This window comes from Azospirillum sp. SYSU D00513 (genome assembly GCF_017356015.1).
Taxonomy (GTDB): Bacteria; Pseudomonadota; Alphaproteobacteria; order Azospirillales; family Azospirillaceae; genus Azospirillum.
Map to the genome: position 1 here is coordinate 218,777 of NZ_JAFIQV010000001.1, position 21,545 is coordinate 240,321.

The window sequence follows — 21,545 nt, forward strand, 5'->3', positions numbered from 1 at the left end:
GCCGCGATGACCAGAGCCTTGAAGGAGGCCGGAACCGGGTCCGGCTACTTCGGCGGGTCCTGGACGATCACGCCGTACCAGCCCATGCCCTTGTAGGTCTCGTAGCCCGGCGTCAGGGAGAAGCCGACGATCCGCCCGTCGCCATCCGTGTAGTGGCCCATGGCCTGCCCGCCGGTGCGCAGGGGGAAGCTTTCGGTCAGGATGCCACGCTCGTCGGAGGAGGCGATGACGCGGTGGCGCGCGTCGAGCAGCAGGCAGCGGGTGCGCTCGCGCTCGCCGGCCTCCAGCCGGACGCCCTGCACCACGGCGGCGGCCTGGGGCTCCCAGTCGAAGAAGATGCCCAGCACGCCGATGGGCTCGCCGTCGGCGGTGCCGTCGCGGCGGATGGCCGTGGCGTAGGTGCCGACCACCCGGTCGTCGAGGTTCGCGTTGCGGGCGACGTCGCCGACCGTGAACTCGCCACCGCTGCGGGTGGCGAGCGCCTGGCGGAACCAGGGTTCGTTGGCGACCGAGCTGCCGACGGCGCCGCGGTAGCGGTCGGGGCGCCCGGTCGCGATCACCTCACCTCTGGCGTTCGCGATCCAGAGGTCGAGATAGACCGTATAGGATTCGAGGATCACGCCCAGCCGGGAGGAGGCGTGGGCGCGGCGCTCCGGAGTGGGGTCGGCGGCGCAATCGACCACCGCGCTGTCCGTCGCCCACCAGCGCACGTCGCAGGACCGCTCATAGAGGTTGCGGTCGATGATTTCGATCATGTTGAGGGACAGGTCCGCGAGGCGCTTGCCGTACATCTCCTGCACCATCGACCGGCCGGTCGTGGTCAGATGGTCCACGCGCGACACGATCTCCGACCGCAGCTCCTTGGTGATGCTGTTGACCTGGGTGGAGATCTCCGACACCTCGTTCGCCACCACGGCGAAGCCGCGGCCGGCGTCGCCCGCGCGGGCGGCCTCGATCAGCGCGTTCATCGCCAGCATCTTCGTGCGGCGGGTGATGTCCTCGATCAGGGACACCTTCTTGGACGCGACGTCCAGGACGCCACGGGACAGCTCGAACAGGTCGTTGCTCGCCATGCTCATCTCGCGTACCCCCGTACCCATGAAACCAATGTTTACGCTTTTGTAATCAAAAGGCGTGCCAAACGCCCCGGATGGGTTACGGCCGTAGGGAAGACGTGGATTCCCGCCATTTCGCGCTCAACCCTGCGTGTCGGCGGAATGCGAAAAATTACATTAAATTTTCGGAAATGTTGGTTTTCGAAGCAGACTGGCTCCCGTCTGCTCATTTCCTTGCCGTTCGACCGCTCGGACGCCGATTCGGCCATGAGCGGATCCAGGGCGCGCGCATGATAATTTTAAAGAATTCGTAAAGTTTGTTTCATCGCTTCGAGACGGGTCGATTTGCGACACTGCCACCGCCCATTTTCTGAGCATCCGCCTTGCCGGCCTGCTCCCGACCGAGAACCATCAAAGAACGAACCGGCTAGGCGGGCCTTTCCACGGGGTGGAAAGGTACCCCTCATCCCTTGGGTCGGCGTCTATGCAACTTAGGGACCAGCCCACCGCCGGGCCGGCTATGTCCTATTTCCAGTTGTGCCGTTTCACGCCTGTCATTCGGGCGGATAGGGCACCGTCACGACCCGCCCGGCCGGCGGCCGGTCGATCACCGCGCTCATCCCGTCGGGCCAGCGGACCTCCAGCCGTTCGACCTCGTGCACGGGGCCGAGACCGAAATGGGCGACGGGCTCCATCTGGCAGAGATAGCCGGAACCGGCGCAGACCACGCGGCGCTGCGTCCGCCCGCCCGCCGTGCAGGTGACGACCGCGCCGCGCGCCGGGGCGCCGAAGCGGGTCAGGGGAAGCACGCGGATCCAGCCATTGTCGTTTGGCAGCGGGCGGTAGAGGGACAAGGGCGCGCCCGTGCCGGGGGCACCGCCACCATGGGCGCCACCATGGCCGATGACCAGCTCCAGCCGGCCATCGCAATCGATGTCCGCCACGGCGGCGCCGGTGCCCGAAGCCTTGGGCTCCAGCGCATCGCCGATGTCGATTTCCTGCCACTCGTCGTTGCGCCAGCCGAACAGCCGGTTCGGCCCGCCCTCGATGTTGAAGAACAGCTCCTCGTGGCCGTCATTGTCGAAATCGGCGGCGATGACGGTGGCGACGCGGGCCGGCATGGACAGGTCCGGCCCGGCGATGTCCTCGAAGGCGCCGCTGGTCCGCTGGGTGTAGAGGCGCTGCGGCCCGTCCCGGTGCGCGACCAGCAGGTCGAAGCGGCCATCCGCGTCCAGCGCGACGGCGGCGCGCCCGTCGAAGCGGGAATCAGCGATCCCCCGCTCCTCCGCGACATCCTCGAAGGTGCCGTCGCCGAGGTTGCGGAACAGCGCGTTCGGTCCCTCCTCGACGCAGACGAACAGATCCATGCGCTCCGACAGGAGCGGCAGGCAGAGCAGGCCGCGGCCGGCCGCCATGAGGTCGAGTTCCGCCTCCTCCGCCATGTCCACCAGCCGTCCCTTGCGGTTCAGCTCCAGCAGCCGGAGGGGAGCGCCGTCGGTCGCCACGACGAAGCCGTAGCGCCCCTCGCCCATGCGGTCCAGGACGGCCACCGAATGGCCGGCGATCCGGTTGACGGCGCCGGCGTTCTGCGCCTGCGCCAGCAGGTCGATCCAGTGGGCGCCGAAGCCCGCGAAGAGCCGGTCGCCCATCTCCTTGGGACCGCTCGCGACGTCGGAATTGAGGATGTAGAGTTCTTCGCGCCCGTCGCCGTCGATGTCCGCCGCGGCGATGCCGACCGCATGGCCGGTGGGATCGGCCAATTCCGGCCCGGCGATGTCCACCAGCGCGCCATCCCGCCATTTCAGGACGAGGTTGTTGGTGGCGAAGCCCGCCACCACCAGCTCGAACACGCCGTCTCCGTCCAGGTCCGCCACCGCGATGCCGTTGGACAGGCGTGGCCGGTTGCCGGCGATCAGCCGCGAGCAGTCGAGGAACATGCGCTCCGTCTCCTCCCTCACCAGGACAGGCCCCCGTCGGGCGGCCTCCATCCGTTGATACCCCGTCCCGGCCCGGTCGTAAACCCGGACGGACGGAGAGGACGGGCGACGTTCCGGTGCCGGAACGTGTGGGGCGGATGATGGAAGAAAAAACCGGCGGCTCACCGCCGCGACGGGCGGCGGCCGGGGCGGTGCCTTCGCCCCGGCGGGCCGGTGGTCGTCAGCCGCGCTTCTTGATGCCGCCGTTGGTGAGCGCCTTGGAGGCCGGCAGATCGTCGTCCGCGTCGCCCGGCTTGGCGCCGGCCTTGCCGTTTTCCCGGCTCGGCAGCTCGATGTTGACCTCCAGCGTCGAGAAGTCGCCGCCGCGGTCCAGCTTCACCTCGACCTTGTTCTGGTCGATGTCCACATACTTCGCGATCACCGACAGCAGTTCCTGCTGAAGCATCGGAAGATAGTCGGGACCGCTGCGGCCGGCGCGCTCGTGCGCCATGACGATCTGCAGACGTTCCTTGGCCTGGACCGCCGTGGCGCGGGGCGCGGGGCGGAAGAAGTTGAAGATGCTCATGCGCTCCTCCCCAGGAGCCGGCTGAACAGGCCCTTCTTCTGGGGGGACATGAAGCGGTGCTCGACGTCCTCGCCCAGGAAGCGGGCGACGGCGTCGGTGTAGGCCTGGCCGGCGTTCGACGCCTCGTCCAGGATCACCGGCATGCCGACGTTGGACGCGCGCAGCACCGCCTGGCTTTCCGGGATCACGCCGAGCAGCGGGATCGCCAGGATCTCCAGCACGTCGTCCACCTTCAGCATTTCGCCGCGCTCGACGCGGTCCGGGTCGTAGCGGGTCAGCAGCAGCTGCTGGGTGACCGGCTCCAGACCCTGTTCGGCCCGGCGGGAGCGGGAGTTCAGCACGCCGAGGATGCGGTCGCTGTCGCGCACCGACGACACCTCGGGGTTGGTGACGATGATGGCGTGGTCGGCGAAGTAGAGCGACATCAGCGCGCCGCGCTCGATGCCCGCCGGGCTGTCGCAGAGGATGTAATCGAACTCCTGCGCCAGCTCGTTCAGGATGCGCTCGACGCCCTCCTTGGTGAGGGCGTCCTTGTCGCGCGTCTGCGAGGTCGGCAGGATGTAGAGGTTCTCGATGCGCTTGTCCTTGATCAGCGCCTGGTTCAGCTTCGCCTCGCCGTTGATGACGTTGACGAAGTCGAACACGACGCGGCGCTCGCAGCCCATGACCAGGTCGAGGTTGCGCAGGCCCACGTCGAAGTCGATGACGACCGTCTTGAAGCCGCGCAGCGCGAGGCCGGTCGCGAAAGCGGCGGAGGACGTGGTCTTCCCGACGCCGCCCTTGCCGGAGGTCATGACGATGATCTTGCCCAACGAGCCTCTCCCACGTTCCTGATATTTGCCGCCCAGACGGGTGACCATGCCGTTGCCGGCCGAATTCCTTGAAGTCCCGCGGCGTCCCGCGGCGGAGCCCCTACAGCGGAGCCATATGCAGGAAGCCGTCGCGCAGGAAGATCTGCACGGGCTTCTTGCGGATGTCCTCGCCGATGTCCTCGCTGACCCGGTAGAGCCCGGCGACGGACACCACCTCGGCGTCGAGGCTCTGGCAGAAGATGCGGGCGCCGGTCTCGCCCGACACGCCGGCAAGCGCGCGGCCGCGCAGCGCGCCGTAGATGTGGATGTTGCCGTCGGCCAGCACCTCCGCCCCCGGCGACACCGAGGCGGTGATGACGAGGTCGGTCTTCTCCGCGTAGATCTGCTGGCCCGAGCGCACCGGTTCCGTCACCAGCAGCGCCGGCCGGAGCACCGGTTCCGGCGGGGGCACGGCGATGGCCGGGGCGGAGCCCGCGGCGCGCGGGTCGGGGCCCTTGGCCTGCTCCAGCTTCGCCGCGCGGCCGGCCGGCATCGGCGTCAGCCCGGCGGCGAGCGCCGCCTCCTGCACCGGGCGAGGCCCGCCCTGGAAGCCCATGGGCAGGAGATGGTGCGCCCGCACCTGCTGGAGGAAGGCCGCGACGTCGAAGCCCGCATCCTCCGGCAGCTCGTCGAAGTCGACGACCACCGGCGCGTTGCGGAAGAAGTTCGGCGCCTGGCGCACCTTGACGTTCAGCTGCGGGAAGAAATCCGGAGACGTGGGGTCGCTCACCTTCAGCACCATCATGGTGAAGGAGTTGCCCCGCAACTGGAACGGCACGTCCCGTTCGACCGCCTGACCGGCGCTGCTCAAAGCTGCCACCTTACGTTTGTTCCCGCCGCATGATCCGGCCGCATGTTCGGTCGATGTCCGCGCCGTTCCGCACGGTCCCGCGCGGACGACTCGTCCATGCGGGTTCTAGCGGTGCCGGCCCGTCGCATTCAAGTGCTTCACACACTCCCGGAGAGAATAAGCGCAGGTCATAGGATGTTCGTTACGGACGAGCCCGCCGGTTTGGCATGGCGGCATCATCCCTTTGTAAGGAACGATCTTACGAACGGCCCGATTCCCCAGAAGACAAATTACCGAAAGTTTAAGGTTCCGGCAAAAGGTTTCGAGCACCCGGCCGGGTTCGGCCGAACGGATGCCGCCCCTTGTCACGGCCGGCGCGTCCGCGTTGCCACCTGCGGCGGCGCCGCGACATTCCGCGTGAATCTTTGGAGACGCCCGCAATTTCGACGGACGCGGCGCGTTTAGGGGAGTAAGGTTCGTCCTGCGAGGTTCACAACCTGCGAAGAGGTACGCTTGCACCTGTCTTCGTCAAACGCGACACGACCGGCCGACGCGCCCCCACGGGTGCACGCCCCGTTGGGGCTCGGACACCGGAACGCGCGCCTCGCACCGGCAAGCCTCATTCCGGCACGGCTGTCACGAAGCGACAGATCGGACCTCCCTTGCGGGAGGTTTTTTTGTGCCTGGAATCCGCCCAAACCCCATCCGTGAGGAGAGCGACATGGCCAAACGCCAAAGCAAAGGCGGCCTAGCCACGGTTTCGGAGTCGAAGGTGCAGCCCCTGTTCCCGATGGGCGGATGGGATCCCATGGGGATCCCCGGGACGGCGGACGATCACCGCGACCAGAGCTATCTCCGCAAGGTCAAGCCGCAGAACCCCAACCAGCAGGTGCTGATGGAGGCGATCCGGACCCACAACGTGGTCATGGCGCTGGGTCCGGCGGGCACGGGCAAGACCTACCTGGCGATCTCCTCCGCCGTTGAGGCCCTGGAGCAGGGCAAGGTCGACCGCATCGTGCTGTCCCGCCCGGCCATCGAGGCGGGCGAGAGCATCGGCTACCTGCCGGGCGACATGCACGAGAAGATGGCGCCCTTCCTGCGCCCGCTCTACGACGCGCTGAGCGACCGGCTGGGGGCCAAGCGGCTGCGCTCTCTGATGGCCGAGGGCACGATCGAGATCGCGCCGGTCGGCTTCATGCGTGGCCGCACGCTCAACAACGCCTTCGTGGTGATCGACGAGGCGCAGAACTGCACCTACGCGCAGATCAAGATGCTGCTGACCCGGCTCGGCTGGCACTCCACCATGGTGCTCACCGGCGACCCGGACCAGACGGACCTGCTCGACAACCTGTCGGGCCTCGCCGACATCGGCCGCCGGCTGGAGGCGGTGGAGGGCATCGCCGTGGTCCGTCTGACCGAGCGGGACATCGTCCGCCACCCGCTGGTCGCCAGCATGCTGACCGTCCTGTAACCCTCTCGCCAAACACCGCGCGAGCCACGCCCCTCTCCCGCCGGGAGAGGGGCTTCCTTTTGCCGCAGCGCTTTTGCCGCCGCTGGGCACGCCGCGAGGACGGCAGCCTCTTGACCTCCGCCGCGGCCAGCCCCATTCCAGGCGGCATGAAAGCCAGAATCCTCCGCATCGCCGTGGCCATGGCCATCGGCCTCGTGATCGCCGCCGGCATCGCCTGGTGGCAGGTCCAGAACGAACCCCAGCCGAGCCGGACCGCCCGGACGCAGGAAACCCAGACCGCGGTGTCGATCGGCGGACCCTTCACGCTGACCGACCACACCGGCAAGACGGTCACCGACCAGGACTACCAGGGCCAGTACCGCCTCATCTATTTCGGCTACAGCTACTGCCCGGACGTCTGCCCGACGGAGCTGGGCTCGATGGCCCGCGCCATGGAGGTTCTCGGCCCCCTCGGCGACCGTGTCCAGCCGCTCATGATCACCATCGATCCGGAGCGCGACACGGTGTCGCACTTGGCCGAGTATGTCGCCCTCTTCCACCCGCGGATGGTCGGGCTGACGGGCACGCCGGAACAGGTCGCGGCCGTCACGAAGGCCTACCGCGTCTACGCCGCCAAACGCCCGGCCGAGGGCGGAAAAACCGAGGAATATCTGATGGATCACTCGGGTTTCCTCTATCTCATGGGACCGGACGGCGCCTTCATCCGCATCTTCCCGGCGGGCACCACGGGCGACGAGCTGGCGGCGGATCTGCGCGCGCGGCTGGCCGGCTGAGCGGGGCCGCGGCCGGGACGGCGGCCGCGGTCCTATGCCGAAAAGCCGCGCTTTTGCCGGGTTTTATAACGTTTTCAAGCACTTGGAGCTGGGGCTTTGCGACTTGACAGTATTGACCCCTGTCCGTATGGTCTCGCCGCTTTCGCGTGGCTGCGAGCCGATCCGGGGGGATTTGAAGCGAGATGAGCGACGAGGGTCCCCGGCATTCGCTGGAAGAGCTTGACGCCCGGTTGAAGAAGGCGCGAGAAGGTCAGGAAAGCCGTGACGGAGAATCCGGGAAATACCACCGGGTCCCGCAGCGGCCCATGGCCATCGCCTTCCGCATCGGGTCCGAGCTTGTCGCGGCCATGATCGTCGGCGTCGGCGGCGGGCTCCTGCTCGACCGCTGGCTCGGCACGGCGCCTTGGGGACTGATCGTCATGTTCCTGCTGGGCTCCGCGGCCGGAGTACTGAACGTGTACCGGGCCGTCAACGGGCTCGGCATCGCCCCCGGCTACGGCCGGACCCGTGAGGAAGACAACGAGCGCCCCAACGGCGACGCACACTGAGCGAGGACGACCTTGGATCCGCTGCACCAGTTCCAGATCAACCCGATCCTGCAGATCGTGATCGGCGGGTACGACCTGTCCTTCACGAACTCGGCCCTCTTCATGGTCATCGTGGTCGCGGCGATCTACTTCCTGCTGGTGAACGGCATGAAGGGCCGCGCCCTCGTCCCCGGCCGCCTGCAGTCGGCGGCGGAGATGTTCTACGAGTTCGTGGCGAACCTGGTCCGCGACAACGCCGGACACGACGCCCGCCCGTACTTTCCGTTCGTCTTCTCGATCTTCATGTTCGTGCTGTTCGGCAACATGATCGGCATGATCCCCTACACCTTCACCTTCACGAGCCACATCATCGTGACCTTCACGCTGGCTCTGACGGTGTTCGTGTTCGTGACCGTGCTGGCGCTGATCAAGCACGGCATGCACTTCTTCTCCTTCTTCCTGCCGCATGGCGCGCCGCTCTGGCTGGCCCCGATCCTGATCCCGATCGAGGTGATCTCCTACGTCATGCGTCCGGTCAGCCTTTCCATCCGACTGTTCGCCAACATGATGGCGGGCCATACGATGCTGAAGGTCTTCGCCGGCTTCACGGTCCTGATGATCGGCGGCCTGGGCGGCATCGGCATCCTGCCGGGCCTGGTTCCGGTGCTGCTGAACGTCGCCCTGACCGGCTTCGAGTTTCTGGTCGCGTTCCTGCAAGCTTACGTCTTCACGATCCTGACCTGCCTGTACATCCGCGACGCGCTGGAACTGCACTAAGCAGCGCGCCGCCGGACGAGCCTTCACCCATCCCTTCACCCAAGTTAACCACCAAGTTAACGTTCAAAGAGGAAGAGTATCATGGACGCTGAAGCCGCAAAGTTTGTCGGCGCCGGTCTGGCCGTCACCTTCGCCCTCGCCGGCGTCGGCATGGGCATCGGCAACATCTTCTCCACCCTGATCGCCTCGGTTGCCCGCAACCCGGCGGTCCAGCCGAAGGTCTTCCCGATCGGCATTCTGGGCTTCGCGCTGACGGAAGCCGTCGCGCTGTTCGCCCTGCTGATCGCCTTCCTGATCCTGTTCGCCTAAGGCCTGAGCGAACCAAAAAGAACGCTCAAGAACGCGGCGCCGGACTTTCGGGTTTCGGCGCCGCTCCTTTGCCTAAGGGGAAACGATCCATGCCGAACCTGTTGGCCCCGAACCCAATGACGGGTGCACGGCTGGCCCGCTGGTCGGGTGTCGCGGGCTCGACCCTCGCCACGCTGACCGCGTTCGCCGGCACCGTCCTTGCGGCGACGGCGGAACACGCCGCCGATCACGGCGGTGAGCATGCCGGCGGTCTGCCGCAGCTCAATCCCGCCAGCTTCCCGACCCAGATCTTCTGGCTCGCCCTGACTTTCGCGGTCCTCTACTACCTCATGTCCAAGAAGGCGCTTCCGCGCGTGGCCGAGGTGCTCGAGGAACGCCAGGAACGCATCTCCCGCGATCTCGCCAAGGCCGCGGCACTCCGCGACGAGGCCGAGGCCGTGATGGCGTCCGTCGACAAGTCGGTCGCCGATGCCCGCTCGCAGGCCCAGGCGCTGGTCGCCCAGGTCGCCGCCGAGATCGAGGCCAACAACCAGGCCCGGCAGTCGCAGCTTTCCGCGGACCTCGCCGAGCGCCTGCGCCAGGCCGAAGCCCGCATCGCCACCGCCAAGGACGAGGCGCTCGCCAACGTCCGCGCGGCGGCCACCGACATCGCGCAGGACATCGCCTCCAAGCTCGCCGGCGTCGACGCCGATGCCGGCAAGGTCGAGGCCGCCGTCGCTGCCGTCATCGAGGAGCGTCGGTGATGACCGCAGAATTTTGGGTCTTCGTATCCTTCGTCATCTTCGTCGTGCTGGCCTTCCGCAAAGTGTCCTCGCTGATCGCGACGACGCTGGACGGCCGCGCCGCGCGCATCCGCCAGGAACTCGACGAGGCCCAGCGCCTCCGCGAGGACGCGCAGGCCACCCTCGCCTCCTACCAGCGCCGCCAGCGCGACGCCGCCAAGGAAACCGAGACCCTGCTCGCCGGCGCCCGCGAGGATGCCGAGCGCCTGCGTCAGCAGGCCGGCCGTGACCTCGAGGCCGCGCTGAAGCGCCGCGAGGCGCAGGCGCTGGACCGCATCGCCCAGGCGGAAGCCGCGGCGGTCGCCGAGGTCCGCAACCTCACGGTCGACGTGGCGATCGCCGCCAGCCGCCGCATCCTGGAGGCCGGCATCCCCGCCCGCCAGGCCGGCCAGCTGATCGAGCAGTCGATCGCGCAGCTGCCCAAGCACCTGCACTGAGCAGCCCCCGCCTCGGCGGCGATGGTTCCAAGAAAACCCCGGCGCTTGCGCCGGGGTTTTTCTTTTGTCCGGACCCGGACGCAAGCTAAACTCCACTCCGATTGGAAAAGGTTCCGGGGTCATCCCGTGACATTATTCCGGTCTTAACCGGTCTGTAGCGATTCCGCCGGATGTTCGACGGGCAATCGACCTCGCAACCGACAGCGCGCACGGGAGTTGGTGTGGAGCCGCACGGCGTTTTGCCCGCTTCCGGGCAGCAGTCTTCCGGGAACCCGGCGTCCGCGCGACGCGGGGCGTTCGGCCATCTCCGTGATCTCCCGGTGGCGGGACGGGCGGCACTCGGCTTCGGCATCGCCTTCGCCCTGGTCCTCGTCCTGGCCCTCGCCGGGCTGTTCTCCCTCTCGGCCATCGACCGCGAGGTCGGCGCCTTCTCCGCCGTGGCGGACGCCTCCCACGCCGCCGCCGACGTGGACATCGCCCTGCGCGACCTGGAAGTCGCCGTGCGCGACTACATGGACGCGGGCGACCAGGGCAGCCTGGAGGAGACCGCCGAGCGCCGCGCCACTCTGGAACAGCGGCTGGCCGGTCTGGCCGCTCTCGTCACCGCCCCCGCCGACCAGGCCTCGGCCGAGGCAGCGGGCGCGGCGCTGAAGGAGTATTGGGCCGCCTTCGAGCGCATCGTCGCCCTGCGCAGCGAACGCACGCGCCTGACCGGAGCGGTGGTCGAGCCGCTGGTCGCAAGCATCCGCGACCGGCTCGCCAAGCTCAAGGACGCGGGCGGCGTCGATTCGGCCGCACTCGCCGGCGACGCCACCATTTCCGTCCTGCTGATGCGCGACCACCTGATCCGCTACGTGGAAGCGCGCGATCCCGCCGATTCGGAGCGCATGCGCGTCGAACTCGACGCCGCGCGCAACCGGCTGGCGGAGATGAACCGCTATCTGTGGGTGCCGGGCACGCGCCAGCTCATCGACGAGGTGGCCGCCATGCTGAACGAGGCGGTGGGCGTGCTCGACCGCGTCGAGGAGCTGGTGGTCGAGGAGGAGGTCCAGCGCGGCGACGCGCTCTCCACCGGCGCCGACGCCGTCTCCGCGAAGGCTGCCGAGATCCGCCGCCGCACCCAGGCGCTGGCCGGATCGCTGCGCCGGGGCCTGGACGCCGGCACCGCGGGCTACGGCACGCTCGCCCTGTGGGTCGGCGGGCTGGTCCTGCTGACCGGACTGCTGGCCGTCTGGCTGCTCCACCGCAGCGTCGCCCGCCCGGTGAAGGCCATGACCCGGGCCATCACCCTGCTGTCCCAGGGGCGGACGGCGGTGGATCTGCCGGCCGTCGCCGGGACGGACGAGATCGCCGGCCTCGCCCATGCCCTCGCCGGCCTGCGGGACAGCAACCAGGAGACGGACCGGCTGCGCCAGGAGGCGCAGGAGCTGCACGACCGGCTGCGCGCCGAGAAGAAGCGGCTGGAGGTCTCCGACCAGGCCAAGTCCGACTTCCTCGTCAACATGGGGCAGGAGCTGCATGCCCCGCTCAACCGGATCATCCATTCCAGCCAGACGCTGATGAGCGAGCTGCACCGGATGGGCGCCGGCGAGCTGGCCAACGACGCGGAGATGATCCAGTGGACGGGCGAACAGCTCGTCACGATGGTCGATTCCATGCTGGACTACGCGCGGATCGAGGCGGGCGGCATGGACGTCTGCCTCCAGGACTTCGACGTGAACCGGCTGCTGGTCGAGGTGCGGGAGCGCGCCCTGCCCCAGGCCGACCTGCACGGCAACAGCCTGTCGGTCAAGGCCCCGGCCGGGCTGGGACTGATGAACACCGACTTCACGAAGGTCCGCCAGGCGCTGCTCAACCTGCTGGACAACGCCTGCAAATACACCCGCGAGGGCGAGGTCACCCTGTCGGCCGAGCGGGTCGAGCGCGACGGGCTGGCCCAGATGCGCTTCACCGTGGCCGACACCGGCCCCGGCTTCCCGCCGGGCCAGACGCGCCAGCTCTTCCAGCCCTTCGTGCGCGGCGCCGCGGCGGACGGGGACGGCGGCAACGGCGGGCGTTCGCGCGGCGCCGGCCTCGGCCTGACGCTGGTCGGCCATTTCACCGCCATGCTCGGCGGCCTCGTTGAGGTATCGAGCGACACCGGCGCCGGCACCCGCGTCACCCTGACCATCCCCGTCCGCTACGACAGCGCCGAGGTGGACCGCCTGCTCCGCTCCGGCGAGGAGACCACCTCCACGAAGGACAGCGCCCGCCGCGTCCTGACCGTCACGCCGCCCCGCCCGGTGGCGCAGATCGCGGGGTGAGCTTTTGAGGCGGGCAGGGTTTGCACGCCCCCAATCAGAACTGGTCAAGAAAACAACAACTTACACGTCATCCCCGCGAAAGCGGGGATCCAGAGTTCACCAAAACAGCACTTCGTGCTGAGTTCTGGATTCCCGCTTTCGCGGGAATGACGGCAGAGGCTTGCGTTACGAACACTTACCACAACGCAAATGTTCGTTCCTGTATGAATCCCTCACGCCCCGCGCGGGCGTGCCACGTCGTTTTCGCCGCCATCGTCCGGCACCTGCCCGTATTTCATCGCCCGCATCTTCTCGCCCGCCCGCGCGACCTCCTCCGGGGACAGCAGGTTCGGCTCGCCGAGCTGGAGGGAGAAGATGTACTGCCGGGCGAGCGTCTCCACCTCCACCGCCAGGGCCAGCGTGCCCTTGGGAGACGTGCCCAGCACGATCATGCCGTGGTTGGCGAGCAGGCAGGCAAGCCGGCCTTCCAGGGCCGCGACCGCGTGGTCGGACAAGGCCTGAGTGCCGAAGGTCGCGTAGGGCGCGCAGCGGATCGAATCGCCACCGGCCAGCGCGATCATGTAGTGGAAGCTCGGGATGCCGCGCCCATGGACCGCCAGCGCCGTCGCGAAGGTCGGGTGGGCGTGCAGCACCACCTCCACGTCCGGGCGGGCGGCGAGGATGTCGCGGTGGAAGCGCCATTCGGAGGAAGGCTGGCGGCTGCCAAGATAGGTGCCGTCGAAGCCCATCTCCACGATGTCCTCCGGCCGCATCTCGTCATAGGGAAGGCTGGTCGGCGTGATCAGGAAACCGTTGCCGGTCCGGATCGACAGATTGCCGGACATGCCCTGGTTCAGGTGCGTCCGGTTCATGCCGAGGCAGGTGTCGATGACCGCCTGGCGCAGCTCGGGATGGGTGGGTTCGGTCATCGGTCCTCGTCTCAGCCCGGCTTGTGAGCGGCGAGCAGCCGCTCGGCCTCCTCCAGGTCCTCGGGGCGGTTGGTGTTGAAGAAGGGGTCGATCGGATCGGTTCCGAAATCGACGAAGGCCAGCCGATGCCGCGCGGTCCAGACATCGACCTTGCGCACCCCCTCCTCCATGGCCCGGCGGAGATCATCGGCGAGCCGGACCGGCCACAGCCCGAACACCGGATGGTCGCGCCCGCCGGATCGCGCGCAGACCAGATCCGCCCCTTCCGCCTTCGCCACGGCCCGCATGCGGGCGACGAGATCGCCGGGAAGGAAGGGCGCGTCGGTGGCGAAGCTCGCCACCCATTCCGCATCCGGAACATTCGCCTTCGCCCATTCCAGCCCGGTCAGCACGCCGGCGAGCGGGCCTGCGTAGCCCTCCACCACATCCGCCGCGACGGGCAGGCCGAAGCCGGCGAAACGCGCCGGGTCGCCGTTGGCGTTCAGAACCAGCGCGTCCACCTGCGGCCGGGCCACGGCGACGATGCGCTCCAGGATCGTGCGCCCGCCGAGCGTCCGCAGGCTCTTGTCGCCGCCACCCATGCGCCGCGACAGCCCGCCCGCCAGCAGCACCCCGGCGATCCTGCCCTGCCCCACGTCAGTCATCGTCCCGGCTGCCCTTCCGCTGATGCTCCGTGCCCTCTTCCGCCGTGGCGGAAAGATCGGCGTCGTAGACGAGCCGGTCCGTTCCGGCCAGCGCCAGGAAGCGCTTGCCCTTGGCGCGCCCGACCAGCGTCAGGTTCGCCTGCCGCGCGAGGCTCACCCCCCAGGCGGTGAAGCCGGAGCGGGAGATCACGATGGGCAGCCGCATCTGCACCGACTTGATCACCATCTCGCTGGTCAGACGGCCGGTCGTGTAGAAGATCTTGTCGTCCGGTGTCACCTCGTTCAGGTGCATGTATCCGGCGATCTTGTCCACCGCGTTGTGGCGGCCGACATCCTCCATGTAGACCAGCGGCCGGTCCTCCCGGCACAGCACGCAGCCGTGGATGGCGCCGGCCTCCAGGTAGAGGCTCGGGGTCAGGTTGATCTTCTTCGACAGGGCGTAGATCCAGGAGGTGTGGAGCCGCGCCGTCTCCGCCAGCCGGATCGATTCGAAGCTCTCCATCACGTCGCCGAAGGCCGTCCCCTGGGCGCAGCCAGAGGTCAGCGTCTTCTTCTTGAGCTTTTCCTCGTAGTTGGTCTTGCGCTCGGTGCGGACGACGACGGTGTCCGTCTCCTCGTCGAAGTCGATGCCTGTGATGTGGTCGTCCGGCTTCAGCATGTTCTGGTTCAGCAGATAGCCGACCGCCAGATACTCCGGATAGTCGGCGATCGTCATCATGGTGACGATCTCCTGCCCGTTCAGGTACAGCGTCAGCGGGCGCTCCACCGTCACCGACGCCTCGACCGCGCGCCCGTCCTGGTCCAGGCCCGACACGCGCTCGGTCAGCCTGGGATTGGCCGGATCCGGCCTGATGATGAATTCCGTCTGGTCCATGGGCACAGAGTGATGACCTTCCGCGGCACGAACAAGAGGGAGCCGCCCCCTCCCCCGGCTTTTTCCATTTGGGTCGGTCATCGGCGCTTCGCAGCCACGAAAGTGGGGCCGCCACCACCATTCACCCGCTTCCCCTCCGAAAGAGCCGGTCGAACGGACGGCCGGAACCCCGATATTTCAACGGGCTGCGCAGCTTTGGTTAAGAAGGGCTTTGGTTGAGAAAGCCCGCGGGAAGGGATGTGCCGATGAAGATCAATGGCCGCACGGTGCTCGTCTGCGACTGTGCCCACAGCATGCCCCTGGATGGCGCCGCGCTGGACACGGATGGTGGGCGGGATGGTGGCCTGAGGGTGCACCACCAGCTCTGCCGCGCCCAGCTGGACCGGTTCGAGGCGAGCCTTGCGGCGGGCGAGCCGCTGCTGGTCGCCTGCACGCAGGAAGCGCCGCTCTTCACCGAGCTGGCCGCCGAGGCGGTCGAGGGCACCGACCGGGAAAGCGACCTTGCCTTCACCAACATCCGTGAGCGCGCGGGCTGGTCTGAGGAGGCGCCACTCGCCGGGCCGAAGATCGCCGCCCTGCTGGCGGAGGCGGCGCTGGACGTGCCGCCGTCCGGCACCGTGCTGATGAAGTCGGAGGGCGTGTGCCTCGTCTACGGCACGGACGAGCGCGCCATCGAGGCCGCGCGCACCCTGTCGTCCCGGCTCGACGTGACGGTCCTGCTGAAGGACCCGAAGGACATCCTGCCGCCGCGCGTCATGGAGGTTCCCGTCTTCCGGGGGCGGCTGCGCTCCGCCCAGGGATGGCTCGGCAACTTCGACATCGTCGTGGACGACTACGCCCCCGCCCTGCCCGCCTCCCGCACGGCACTCGCCTTCGAAGCGCCGCGCATGGGAGCGCAGTCGCGCTGCGACATCATTCTCGACCTCACGGGCGGCACGCCGCTCTTCCCCGCGCACGGCAAGCGCGACGGCTACCTGCGGCCGGACCCCGACAGCCCGGCCGCCGTCGCCAAGGCGCTGTTCGAGGCGGCGGACCTCGTCGGCGAGTTCGAGAAGCCGCGCTACATCGACTACAAGGCCGATCTCTGCGCCCATTCGCGCAACCGCAAGACCGGCTGCACCCGCTGCCTTGAGGTCTGCCCGACCGGCGCCATCACGCCGGACCGCGACCATGTCGCCATCGACCCGCATGTCTGCGCGGGCTGCGGCTCCTGCGCGTCCGTCTGCCCGACGGGCGCCAGCAGCTACGCCCTGCCGCCGGCCCGCACCGTCTATGAGCGGCTGCGCACGCTGCTCTCCACCTACGCCAAGGCCGGCGGGACGGAGCCCGTGCTGCTGGTCCATGATTCGCGGCACGGCGATGATCTGGTCGCGCTGATGGCGCGCTTCGGCCGCGGGCTGCCCGCCCGCGTGCTGCCCTTCGCGGTGAACGAGGTCACCCAGATCGGCTTCGACGTCTTCGCCACGGCGCTGGCCTATGGGGCGACGCAGGTCCGGGTCCTGACCGGGCCGGGCAACGCGGGCGAGACGGCCGGCCTCGCCGGGCAGATCGGGCTGGCGGAGACGGCGCTGGCCGGGCTCGGCTACGGCTCGGGCCGCGTGTCGATCATCGACGCCGCCGACCCCGACGCGGTCGAGGCGGAGCTGTGGGGCCTGCCGCTCCTGACGGGTCCGCTGCCCGGCCTGTTCCTGCCGATGGGGAACAAGCGGACCGTCACGCTGCTGGCCCTGCGCCATCTGCAGAAGGCCGCCCCCGCCCCGCTGGAGGTGTTGCCACTCGCCGCCGGCGCGCCCTTCGGCCGGGTCGAGGTGAATGTCGAGGGCTGCACGCTGTGCCTGGCCTGCGTCGGCGCCTGCCCGACCGGCGCGCTCCAGGACAATCCGGACAAGCCGATGCTCTCCTTCGCGCAGGACGCCTGCGTGCAGTGCGGCATCTGCAAGAACACTTGCCCGGAGCGCGTCATCTCCCTGGTGCCGGAGATCGACTTCCGTGACAGCGCGCGTGGCGCCCGCACCATCAAGGAGGAGGAACCCTTCTGCTGCACCGCCTGCGGCAAGGCCTTCGCCACCCAGGCCTCCATCCGCAAGATCGAGACGGCGCTGGCCGGCAAGCATTCCATGTTCGCCACACCGGAGGCGATCAACCGCTTGCGCATGTGCGACGACTGCCGCGTCCGCGACCAGTTCGCCAAGGGGGACAACCCGCTGACCGGCGGCGTGCGGCCACTGACCCGCACCACCGAAGACTTCCTGCGCGAGCGGGAAATGAGGGCGCGGCTCCAGCCGGAAATGGAAAATGGAGACGATTGAGGGGCAAACCGGTCCGGCCTTCCTATATACTGCGGTCGATGGGCCCGGAGCCATGCCGGGCGGGCCGCTGGGGAGAGCAAGCCTATGACCGCCGCATCGACGACCGAATCCGGCGCGCTGGCGCCGCTGGTCGATCCGTTCGGCCGCACGGTGAACTATCTGCGCGTGTCGGTCACGGACCGCTGCGACCTCCGCTGCGTCTACTGCATGGCGGAGGACATGACCTTCCTGCCCAAGGCGGAGGTGCTGACCTTGGAGGAGCTGGACCGGGTCTGCACGGCCTTCGTCCGGCTCGGCACCCGCAAGCTGCGGCTGACCGGCGGCGAGCCGCTGGTCCGCAAGGGCATCGGGGAGCTGATCGGGTCGCTCGGCCGTCACGTCAAGTCGGGCGCTCTCGACGAGCTGACGCTGACCACCAACGGCACCATGCTGACCAAATACGCCGGGCTCCTGTCCGAGTCGGGCGTGCGCCGGATCAACGTGTCGATGGACACGCTGGACCCGCACAAGTTCCAGGCGATCACCCGCTGGGGCAGCCTGCCCAAGGTGCTGGCCGGGCTCGACGCCGCGCGGGAGGCCGGGCTTCAGGTCAAGATCAACGCCGTGGCGCTGAAGGGCGTCAACGACGACGAGTTCCACCGGATGGTGGAATGGTGCGGGGAGAAGGGCTTCGACCTCACCTTCATCGAGGTCATGCCGATGGGCGAGATCGGCGACAGCGCCCGGCTCGACCAGTATCTGCCCCTGTCGCTGGTCCGCGCCGAGCTGCGCAAGCGCTGGACGCTGGACGAGATCGACTACCGCACCGGCGGCCCCGCCCGCTATGTCCGCGTCCGGGAGACCGGCCACCGCATCGGCTTCATCACGCCGCTGACGCACAATTTCTGCGAAAGCTGCAACCGCGTCCGCCTGACCTGCACCGGCACCCTCTACATGTGCCTGGGCCAGGAGGACGCCGCCGACCTGCGCGCGCCCATGCGCATGAGCGATGACGACGAGCTGCTGGTCCAGGCGGTGCGCGAGGCCATCACCCGCAAGCCCAAGGGGCACGACTTCATCATCGACCGCCGGAACTCCGGCCCCGCCGTCCCCCGCCACATGAGCGTGACGGGGGGGTGATTTTCCGCGGTAAGTTTCGGCACCAACAGGGTTTTTCCGTCATCCCCGCGAAAGCGGGGATCCAGAACGCTGCGGAGCGAACGCTGAGCAAAGGCGCTGGACCCCCGCTTTCGCGGGGGTGACGGCTAAGTGGTTGCAGCGCGTTTGAGCGCGATAGCACCGGCCTGCGAACAAGCCGTACCGTGTCACGCCTCCACGCCCGCCAGCGCGCAGATGTGCGCCCATTCCTCGTCGGTGACGGGGCAGACGGACAGGCGGGACTGGCGGACGAGCGCCATGGTCTGGAGCAGCGGGTCGGCCTTGATCTGCTTCAGCGTGACGGGCGTCTTCACCGGGGCGACGGCCCTCACGTCCACCATGCCGAAGCGGCCGGCCTCGTCGCTGGGGTCAGGGTAGTATTCGCGCGCGATCTCGACGACCCCGACGATCTCCAGCCCCTCGTTCGAGTGGTAGAAGAAGGCGCGGTCGCCGATCTTCATGGCCTTCAGGTTGTTGGATGCCTGGTGGTTGCGCACGCCGTCCCAATGGGTGGTGCCGTCGGCGACCATGCGCTCCCACGAATATTTGAAGGGCTCCGACTTCACGAGCCAACGGGCCATGGTCCTGCGGTTCCCTTCGGTCAGGCCTTGGGGAAGACGCGGCGCCAGGGCCGGATCTCGACCGTTTCGAACAGGCCGGCCTTGGCGTAGGGGTCGTTCGCGGCGATCTCCTGCGCCGCGGCGCCGTCGGCGCACTCCACGATCAGCAGGCTGCCGACCATGCCCTGCCCGTCCTCGGTCAGCAGCGGGCCGGCGGCGACGAGACGGTCGCCGAGCGACTCCAGATAGGCCAGGTGGGTCGGGCGGTTGCCGGCGCGCACCTCGGCCGAGCCGGGCTTGTCGGTGCAGTGGAACATGTAGAGCATGACGTCTCCTCAACCTCGGGGCTTCGAGGCGCGGAGCCTAGCGCAAGCCGGCCGGTCGCGGAAGGCGGCTCAGTAGCCCTCCTCCCGGAAGGGGCGGGCCAGCAGCCCGTCGATGGTCTCGTCCAGCCCGGCGCCCCGGTTGAGGATGGCGTCCACCGCCCCGCAGAGCGGCATGTCCACCCCGAGCCTGCGGGCGAGCCCGACCACGGCCGACGCCGTGTAGACGCCCTCCGCCACCGAGCGCCGGCCAGCCTGGATCTCCGCCAGCGTCCGCCCATGCCCCAGCGCCACGCCCAGCGACATGTTGCGCGATTGCAGGCTGGAGCAGGTCAGGGTCAGGTCGCCGAGGCCGGACAGCCCCATCAGCGTCTCCGGCCGTCCGCCGAGCGCCAGAGCCAGCCGGCTGATCTCAGCCAGCCCGCGCGTGATGAGGGCGGCGCGCGCGTTGTCGCCGAGTTTCCGCCCCTCCACCACGCCGCAGGCGATGGCCAGCACGTTCTTGACCGCACCCCCGACCTGCGCGCCCACGACGTCGTCGGACAGGTAGGGGCGGAAGGTGCGGCTGCCCAGCGCCTCCACCAGGGCGCCACCGACGGACGCGTCGCGCGCCGCCAGCGTGACCGCCGTCGGCAGGCCGCGCGCCACCTCCGCCGCGAAGGTCGGGCCGGAGAGGATGGCCACCGGCGTGCCGGACGGCAGGGCCGAGGCCGCCGCCTCGCTCATCAGCGCGTGGGTGTCCAGCTCGATCCCCTTGGCGCAGATCACCACCGGTGTTTCGGGTGGCAGATAGGGCGCGAGGTTGCCGCAGGCGAAGCGCAGGTGCTGGGCCGGCGTCACCAGCAGCAGCGCGTCGCAATCCGCCGCCTCCGCCAGATCGCCGGTCGCGCGAAGCGCCTCCGGCAGGGTCACGCCGGGAAGGTAGTCGCGGTTCTCGCGGGTTCCGCGGATGGCCTCGACCACCGCGGGCTCCCGCGCCCAGAGCGTCGTCTCGCGCCCGGCGCGCAGGGCCGCCAGCGCCAGCGCCGTGCCCCAGGCGCCGCCGCCGACGACGCCGATCCGCTGATAGGTTGTGGAGCGGTTCTGATCCATGGACATCCTCGTTGCGCCACCCTGCCTCATCACGCCGCCCCGCTAGGCCTTCACGCCCGACCCCACGCCCTTCCGGCCAATGGCCGGGGCGGCGGAGGGGTCGAGCGGCCAGCGGGGACGCGGGGCGAAGTTCAGCGAATCGGTCTCGCCCAGGCGCAGGCGTTCCAGCCCCGCCCAGGCGATCATCGCCGCGTTGTCGGTGCAGAGGTTCAGCGGCGGCGCCACGAAGGGCATGGCCTCGGCGGCGGCCAGGTCCGACAGGCGCGCGCGCAAGGTCTTGTTCGCCGCCACGCCGCCCGCCACGACGAGGGCGCCACCCCCGGGGTGCGCCTCCTTGAACAGGCGGATGGCGCGGGCGCAGCGGTCGGCCATCACCTCGGCCACCGTTCTCTGGAAGGCGGCGGCGAGGTCGGCCTGGTCCGCCTCCGACAGGGGCCGCGGCAGCTCCTCCACATGGCGGCGGACGGCGGTCTTCAGCCCGGAGAAGGAGAAGTCGCAGCCCGGACGGCCGATCATCGGGCGCGGCAGCTCGAAGCGGCCGGGGTCCGTGGCGCGGCCGGCCGCCTTCTCCACAAGCGGCCCTCCGGGGTAGCCGAGGCCGAGCAGCTTGGCCGTCTTGTCGAAGGCCTCCCCCACCGCGTCGTCGATGGTGGTGCCGAGCCGGCGGTACCGGCCCACGCCTTCGACCACGAGGAGCTGGCAGTGGCCGCCGGAGACCAGCAGCAGCAGGTAGGGGAAGGGAACGTCATCGGTCAGCCGGGCGGTGAGGGCGTGGCCTTCCAGATGGTTCACGGCGACGAAGGGCAGCCCGCGCGCGGCGGAGATCGCCTTGGCGGTCATGACGCCGACGATGACCCCGCCGATCAGCCCCGGCCCGCCGGTCGCGGCCACCGCGTCCAGATCGCCGAAGCCGACGCCGGCCTCCTCCATCGCGCGGCGGACCAGCCCGTCCAGATGCTCCAGATGGGCGCGCGCGGCGATTTCCGGGACCACCCCGCCATAGGGGGTGTGGTCGTCCAGCTGCGACAGCACGACGTTCGCGCGGATCTCCCGCCCGTCCGTGACCACGGCCGCCGCCGTCTCGTCGCAGCTCGTCTCGATTCCAAGGACTATCATGGCCG

Annotated in this window: 22 protein-coding genes; 10 read left to right on the forward strand and 12 right to left on the reverse strand. The window is 69.1% G+C overall.

The window, feature by feature from the left end; genetic code table 11:
• Positions 1-44 precede the first annotated feature (44 nt).
• The 5 genes from JUB11_RS00990 to minC form a co-directional block, all read right to left on the reverse strand.
• Positions 45-1,079, reverse strand: coding sequence for a methyl-accepting chemotaxis protein (locus tag JUB11_RS00990; RefSeq protein ID WP_207455388.1), 1,035 nt, complete (start codon positions 1,077-1,079; stop codon positions 45-47).
• A gap of 530 nt (positions 1,080-1,609) precedes the next feature.
• The gene (locus JUB11_RS00995; protein WP_207455389.1) at positions 1,610-2,992 is read right to left on the reverse strand and encodes a CRTAC1 family protein; all 1,383 of its coding nucleotides are present in this window, start codon (positions 2,990-2,992) and stop codon (positions 1,610-1,612) included.
• A 220-nt stretch (positions 2,993-3,212) separates the two neighbouring features.
• Positions 3,213-3,557 carry a cell division topological specificity factor MinE gene (gene minE, locus JUB11_RS01000; protein WP_207455390.1) on the reverse strand — a complete coding sequence of 115 codons (345 nt, stop codon included), beginning with the start codon at positions 3,555-3,557 and terminating at the stop codon, positions 3,213-3,215.
• Entirely contained in the window at positions 3,554-4,369 is an 816-nt protein-coding gene (gene minD / locus JUB11_RS01005) for a septum site-determining protein MinD (protein ID WP_207455391.1), read from the reverse strand. Before minD ends, minE begins: the two co-directional genes overlap by 4 nt.
• Positions 4,370-4,469: 100 nt before the next feature.
• On the reverse strand, positions 4,470-5,228 hold the full coding sequence (gene minC, locus JUB11_RS01010; RefSeq protein ID WP_348771331.1) for a septum site-determining protein MinC: 759 nt from the start codon (positions 5,226-5,228) through the stop codon (positions 4,470-4,472).
• A 691-nt stretch (positions 5,229-5,919) separates the two neighbouring features.
• Between minC and JUB11_RS01015 the strand changes: the two genes are divergently transcribed.
• The 8 genes from JUB11_RS01015 (at position 5,920) to JUB11_RS32570 (ending at position 12,577) form a co-directional block, all read left to right on the forward strand.
• Entirely contained in the window at positions 5,920-6,669 is a 750-nt protein-coding gene (locus JUB11_RS01015; protein WP_207455393.1) for a PhoH family protein, read from the forward strand.
• Between the two features lie 146 nt (positions 6,670-6,815).
• Positions 6,816-7,442 carry an SCO family protein gene (locus tag JUB11_RS01020; RefSeq protein WP_207455394.1) on the forward strand — a complete coding sequence of 209 codons (627 nt, stop codon included), beginning with the start codon at positions 6,816-6,818 and terminating at the stop codon, positions 7,440-7,442.
• A 182-nt stretch (positions 7,443-7,624) separates the two neighbouring features.
• Complete coding sequence (locus tag JUB11_RS01025) at positions 7,625-7,990, forward strand: AtpZ/AtpI family protein (protein WP_207455395.1); 366 nt, start codon at positions 7,625-7,627, stop codon at positions 7,988-7,990.
• A gap of 12 nt (positions 7,991-8,002) precedes the next feature.
• The gene (locus JUB11_RS01030) at positions 8,003-8,746 is read left to right on the forward strand and encodes a F0F1 ATP synthase subunit A (RefSeq protein WP_207455396.1); all 744 of its coding nucleotides are present in this window, start codon (positions 8,003-8,005) and stop codon (positions 8,744-8,746) included.
• Between the two features lie 81 nt (positions 8,747-8,827).
• Positions 8,828-9,055 carry an ATP synthase subunit C family protein gene (locus JUB11_RS01035; protein ID WP_138061735.1) on the forward strand — a complete coding sequence of 76 codons (228 nt, stop codon included), beginning with the start codon at positions 8,828-8,830 and terminating at the stop codon, positions 9,053-9,055.
• Between the two features lie 89 nt (positions 9,056-9,144).
• The gene (locus JUB11_RS01040) at positions 9,145-9,798 is read left to right on the forward strand and encodes an ATPase (RefSeq protein ID WP_207455397.1); all 654 of its coding nucleotides are present in this window, start codon (positions 9,145-9,147) and stop codon (positions 9,796-9,798) included.
• Positions 9,798-10,274 carry a F0F1 ATP synthase subunit B gene (locus JUB11_RS01045; RefSeq protein WP_207455398.1) on the forward strand — a complete coding sequence of 159 codons (477 nt, stop codon included), beginning with the start codon at positions 9,798-9,800 and terminating at the stop codon, positions 10,272-10,274. Before JUB11_RS01040 ends, JUB11_RS01045 begins: the two co-directional genes overlap by 1 nt.
• A 320-nt stretch (positions 10,275-10,594) precedes the next feature.
• On the forward strand, positions 10,595-12,577 hold the full coding sequence (locus JUB11_RS32570; RefSeq protein ID WP_207455399.1) for a HAMP domain-containing sensor histidine kinase: 1,983 nt from the start codon (positions 10,595-10,597) through the stop codon (positions 12,575-12,577).
• 212 nt (positions 12,578-12,789) lie between these two features.
• Here JUB11_RS32570 and JUB11_RS01055 read toward each other — a convergent pair whose 3' ends face one another.
• Genes JUB11_RS01055 through JUB11_RS01065 form a run of 3 tightly spaced genes read right to left on the reverse strand, consistent with a single transcriptional unit; the run spans position 12,790 to position 15,003 of the window.
• The gene (locus JUB11_RS01055; RefSeq protein WP_207455401.1) at positions 12,790-13,485 is read right to left on the reverse strand and encodes a class II aldolase/adducin family protein; all 696 of its coding nucleotides are present in this window, start codon (positions 13,483-13,485) and stop codon (positions 12,790-12,792) included.
• 11 nt (positions 13,486-13,496) lie between these two features.
• On the reverse strand, positions 13,497-14,129 hold the full coding sequence (gene mobA, locus JUB11_RS01060; protein WP_207455404.1) for a molybdenum cofactor guanylyltransferase MobA: 633 nt from the start codon (positions 14,127-14,129) through the stop codon (positions 13,497-13,499).
• The gene (locus tag JUB11_RS01065; protein ID WP_207455406.1) at positions 14,122-15,003 is read right to left on the reverse strand and encodes a formate dehydrogenase accessory sulfurtransferase FdhD; all 882 of its coding nucleotides are present in this window, start codon (positions 15,001-15,003) and stop codon (positions 14,122-14,124) included. The genes mobA and JUB11_RS01065 overlap by 8 nt, the downstream gene beginning before the upstream one ends.
• Before the next feature lie 245 nt (positions 15,004-15,248).
• Here JUB11_RS01065 and JUB11_RS01070 point away from each other — a divergent pair, with 245 nt between their 5' ends.
• Positions 15,249-17,312 carry a 4Fe-4S dicluster domain-containing protein gene (locus JUB11_RS01070; protein WP_207455407.1) on the forward strand — a complete coding sequence of 688 codons (2,064 nt, stop codon included), beginning with the start codon at positions 15,249-15,251 and terminating at the stop codon, positions 17,310-17,312.
• Positions 17,313-17,396: 84 nt separating this feature from the next.
• Positions 17,397-18,431, forward strand: a complete 1,035-nt coding sequence (gene moaA / locus JUB11_RS01075; protein ID WP_207455408.1) for a GTP 3',8-cyclase MoaA — start codon at positions 17,397-17,399, stop codon at positions 18,429-18,431.
• Between the two features lie 185 nt (positions 18,432-18,616).
• Here the strand turns inward: moaA and JUB11_RS01080 are convergent, their stop codons facing one another.
• From JUB11_RS01080 to tsaD, 4 genes are all read right to left on the reverse strand, one after another.
• Positions 18,617-19,030 (reverse strand): EVE domain-containing protein, encoded by a 414-nt coding sequence (locus JUB11_RS01080; RefSeq protein WP_207455409.1) that lies wholly within the window; start codon positions 19,028-19,030, stop codon positions 18,617-18,619.
• A 20-nt stretch (positions 19,031-19,050) separates the two neighbouring features.
• Positions 19,051-19,335, reverse strand: a complete 285-nt coding sequence (locus tag JUB11_RS01085) for a YciI family protein (RefSeq protein WP_207455410.1) — start codon at positions 19,333-19,335, stop codon at positions 19,051-19,053.
• A 69-nt stretch (positions 19,336-19,404) separates the two neighbouring features.
• Positions 19,405-20,424 carry an NAD(P)H-dependent glycerol-3-phosphate dehydrogenase gene (locus JUB11_RS01090; RefSeq protein WP_207455411.1) on the reverse strand — a complete coding sequence of 340 codons (1,020 nt, stop codon included), beginning with the start codon at positions 20,422-20,424 and terminating at the stop codon, positions 19,405-19,407.
• 42 nt (positions 20,425-20,466) lie between these two features.
• A complete protein-coding gene (gene tsaD, locus JUB11_RS01095) occupies positions 20,467-21,540 on the reverse strand; it encodes a tRNA (adenosine(37)-N6)-threonylcarbamoyltransferase complex transferase subunit TsaD (RefSeq protein WP_207455412.1) in 1,074 nt (357 codons plus the stop codon).
• Between the last annotated feature and the right edge of the window lie 5 nt (positions 21,541-21,545).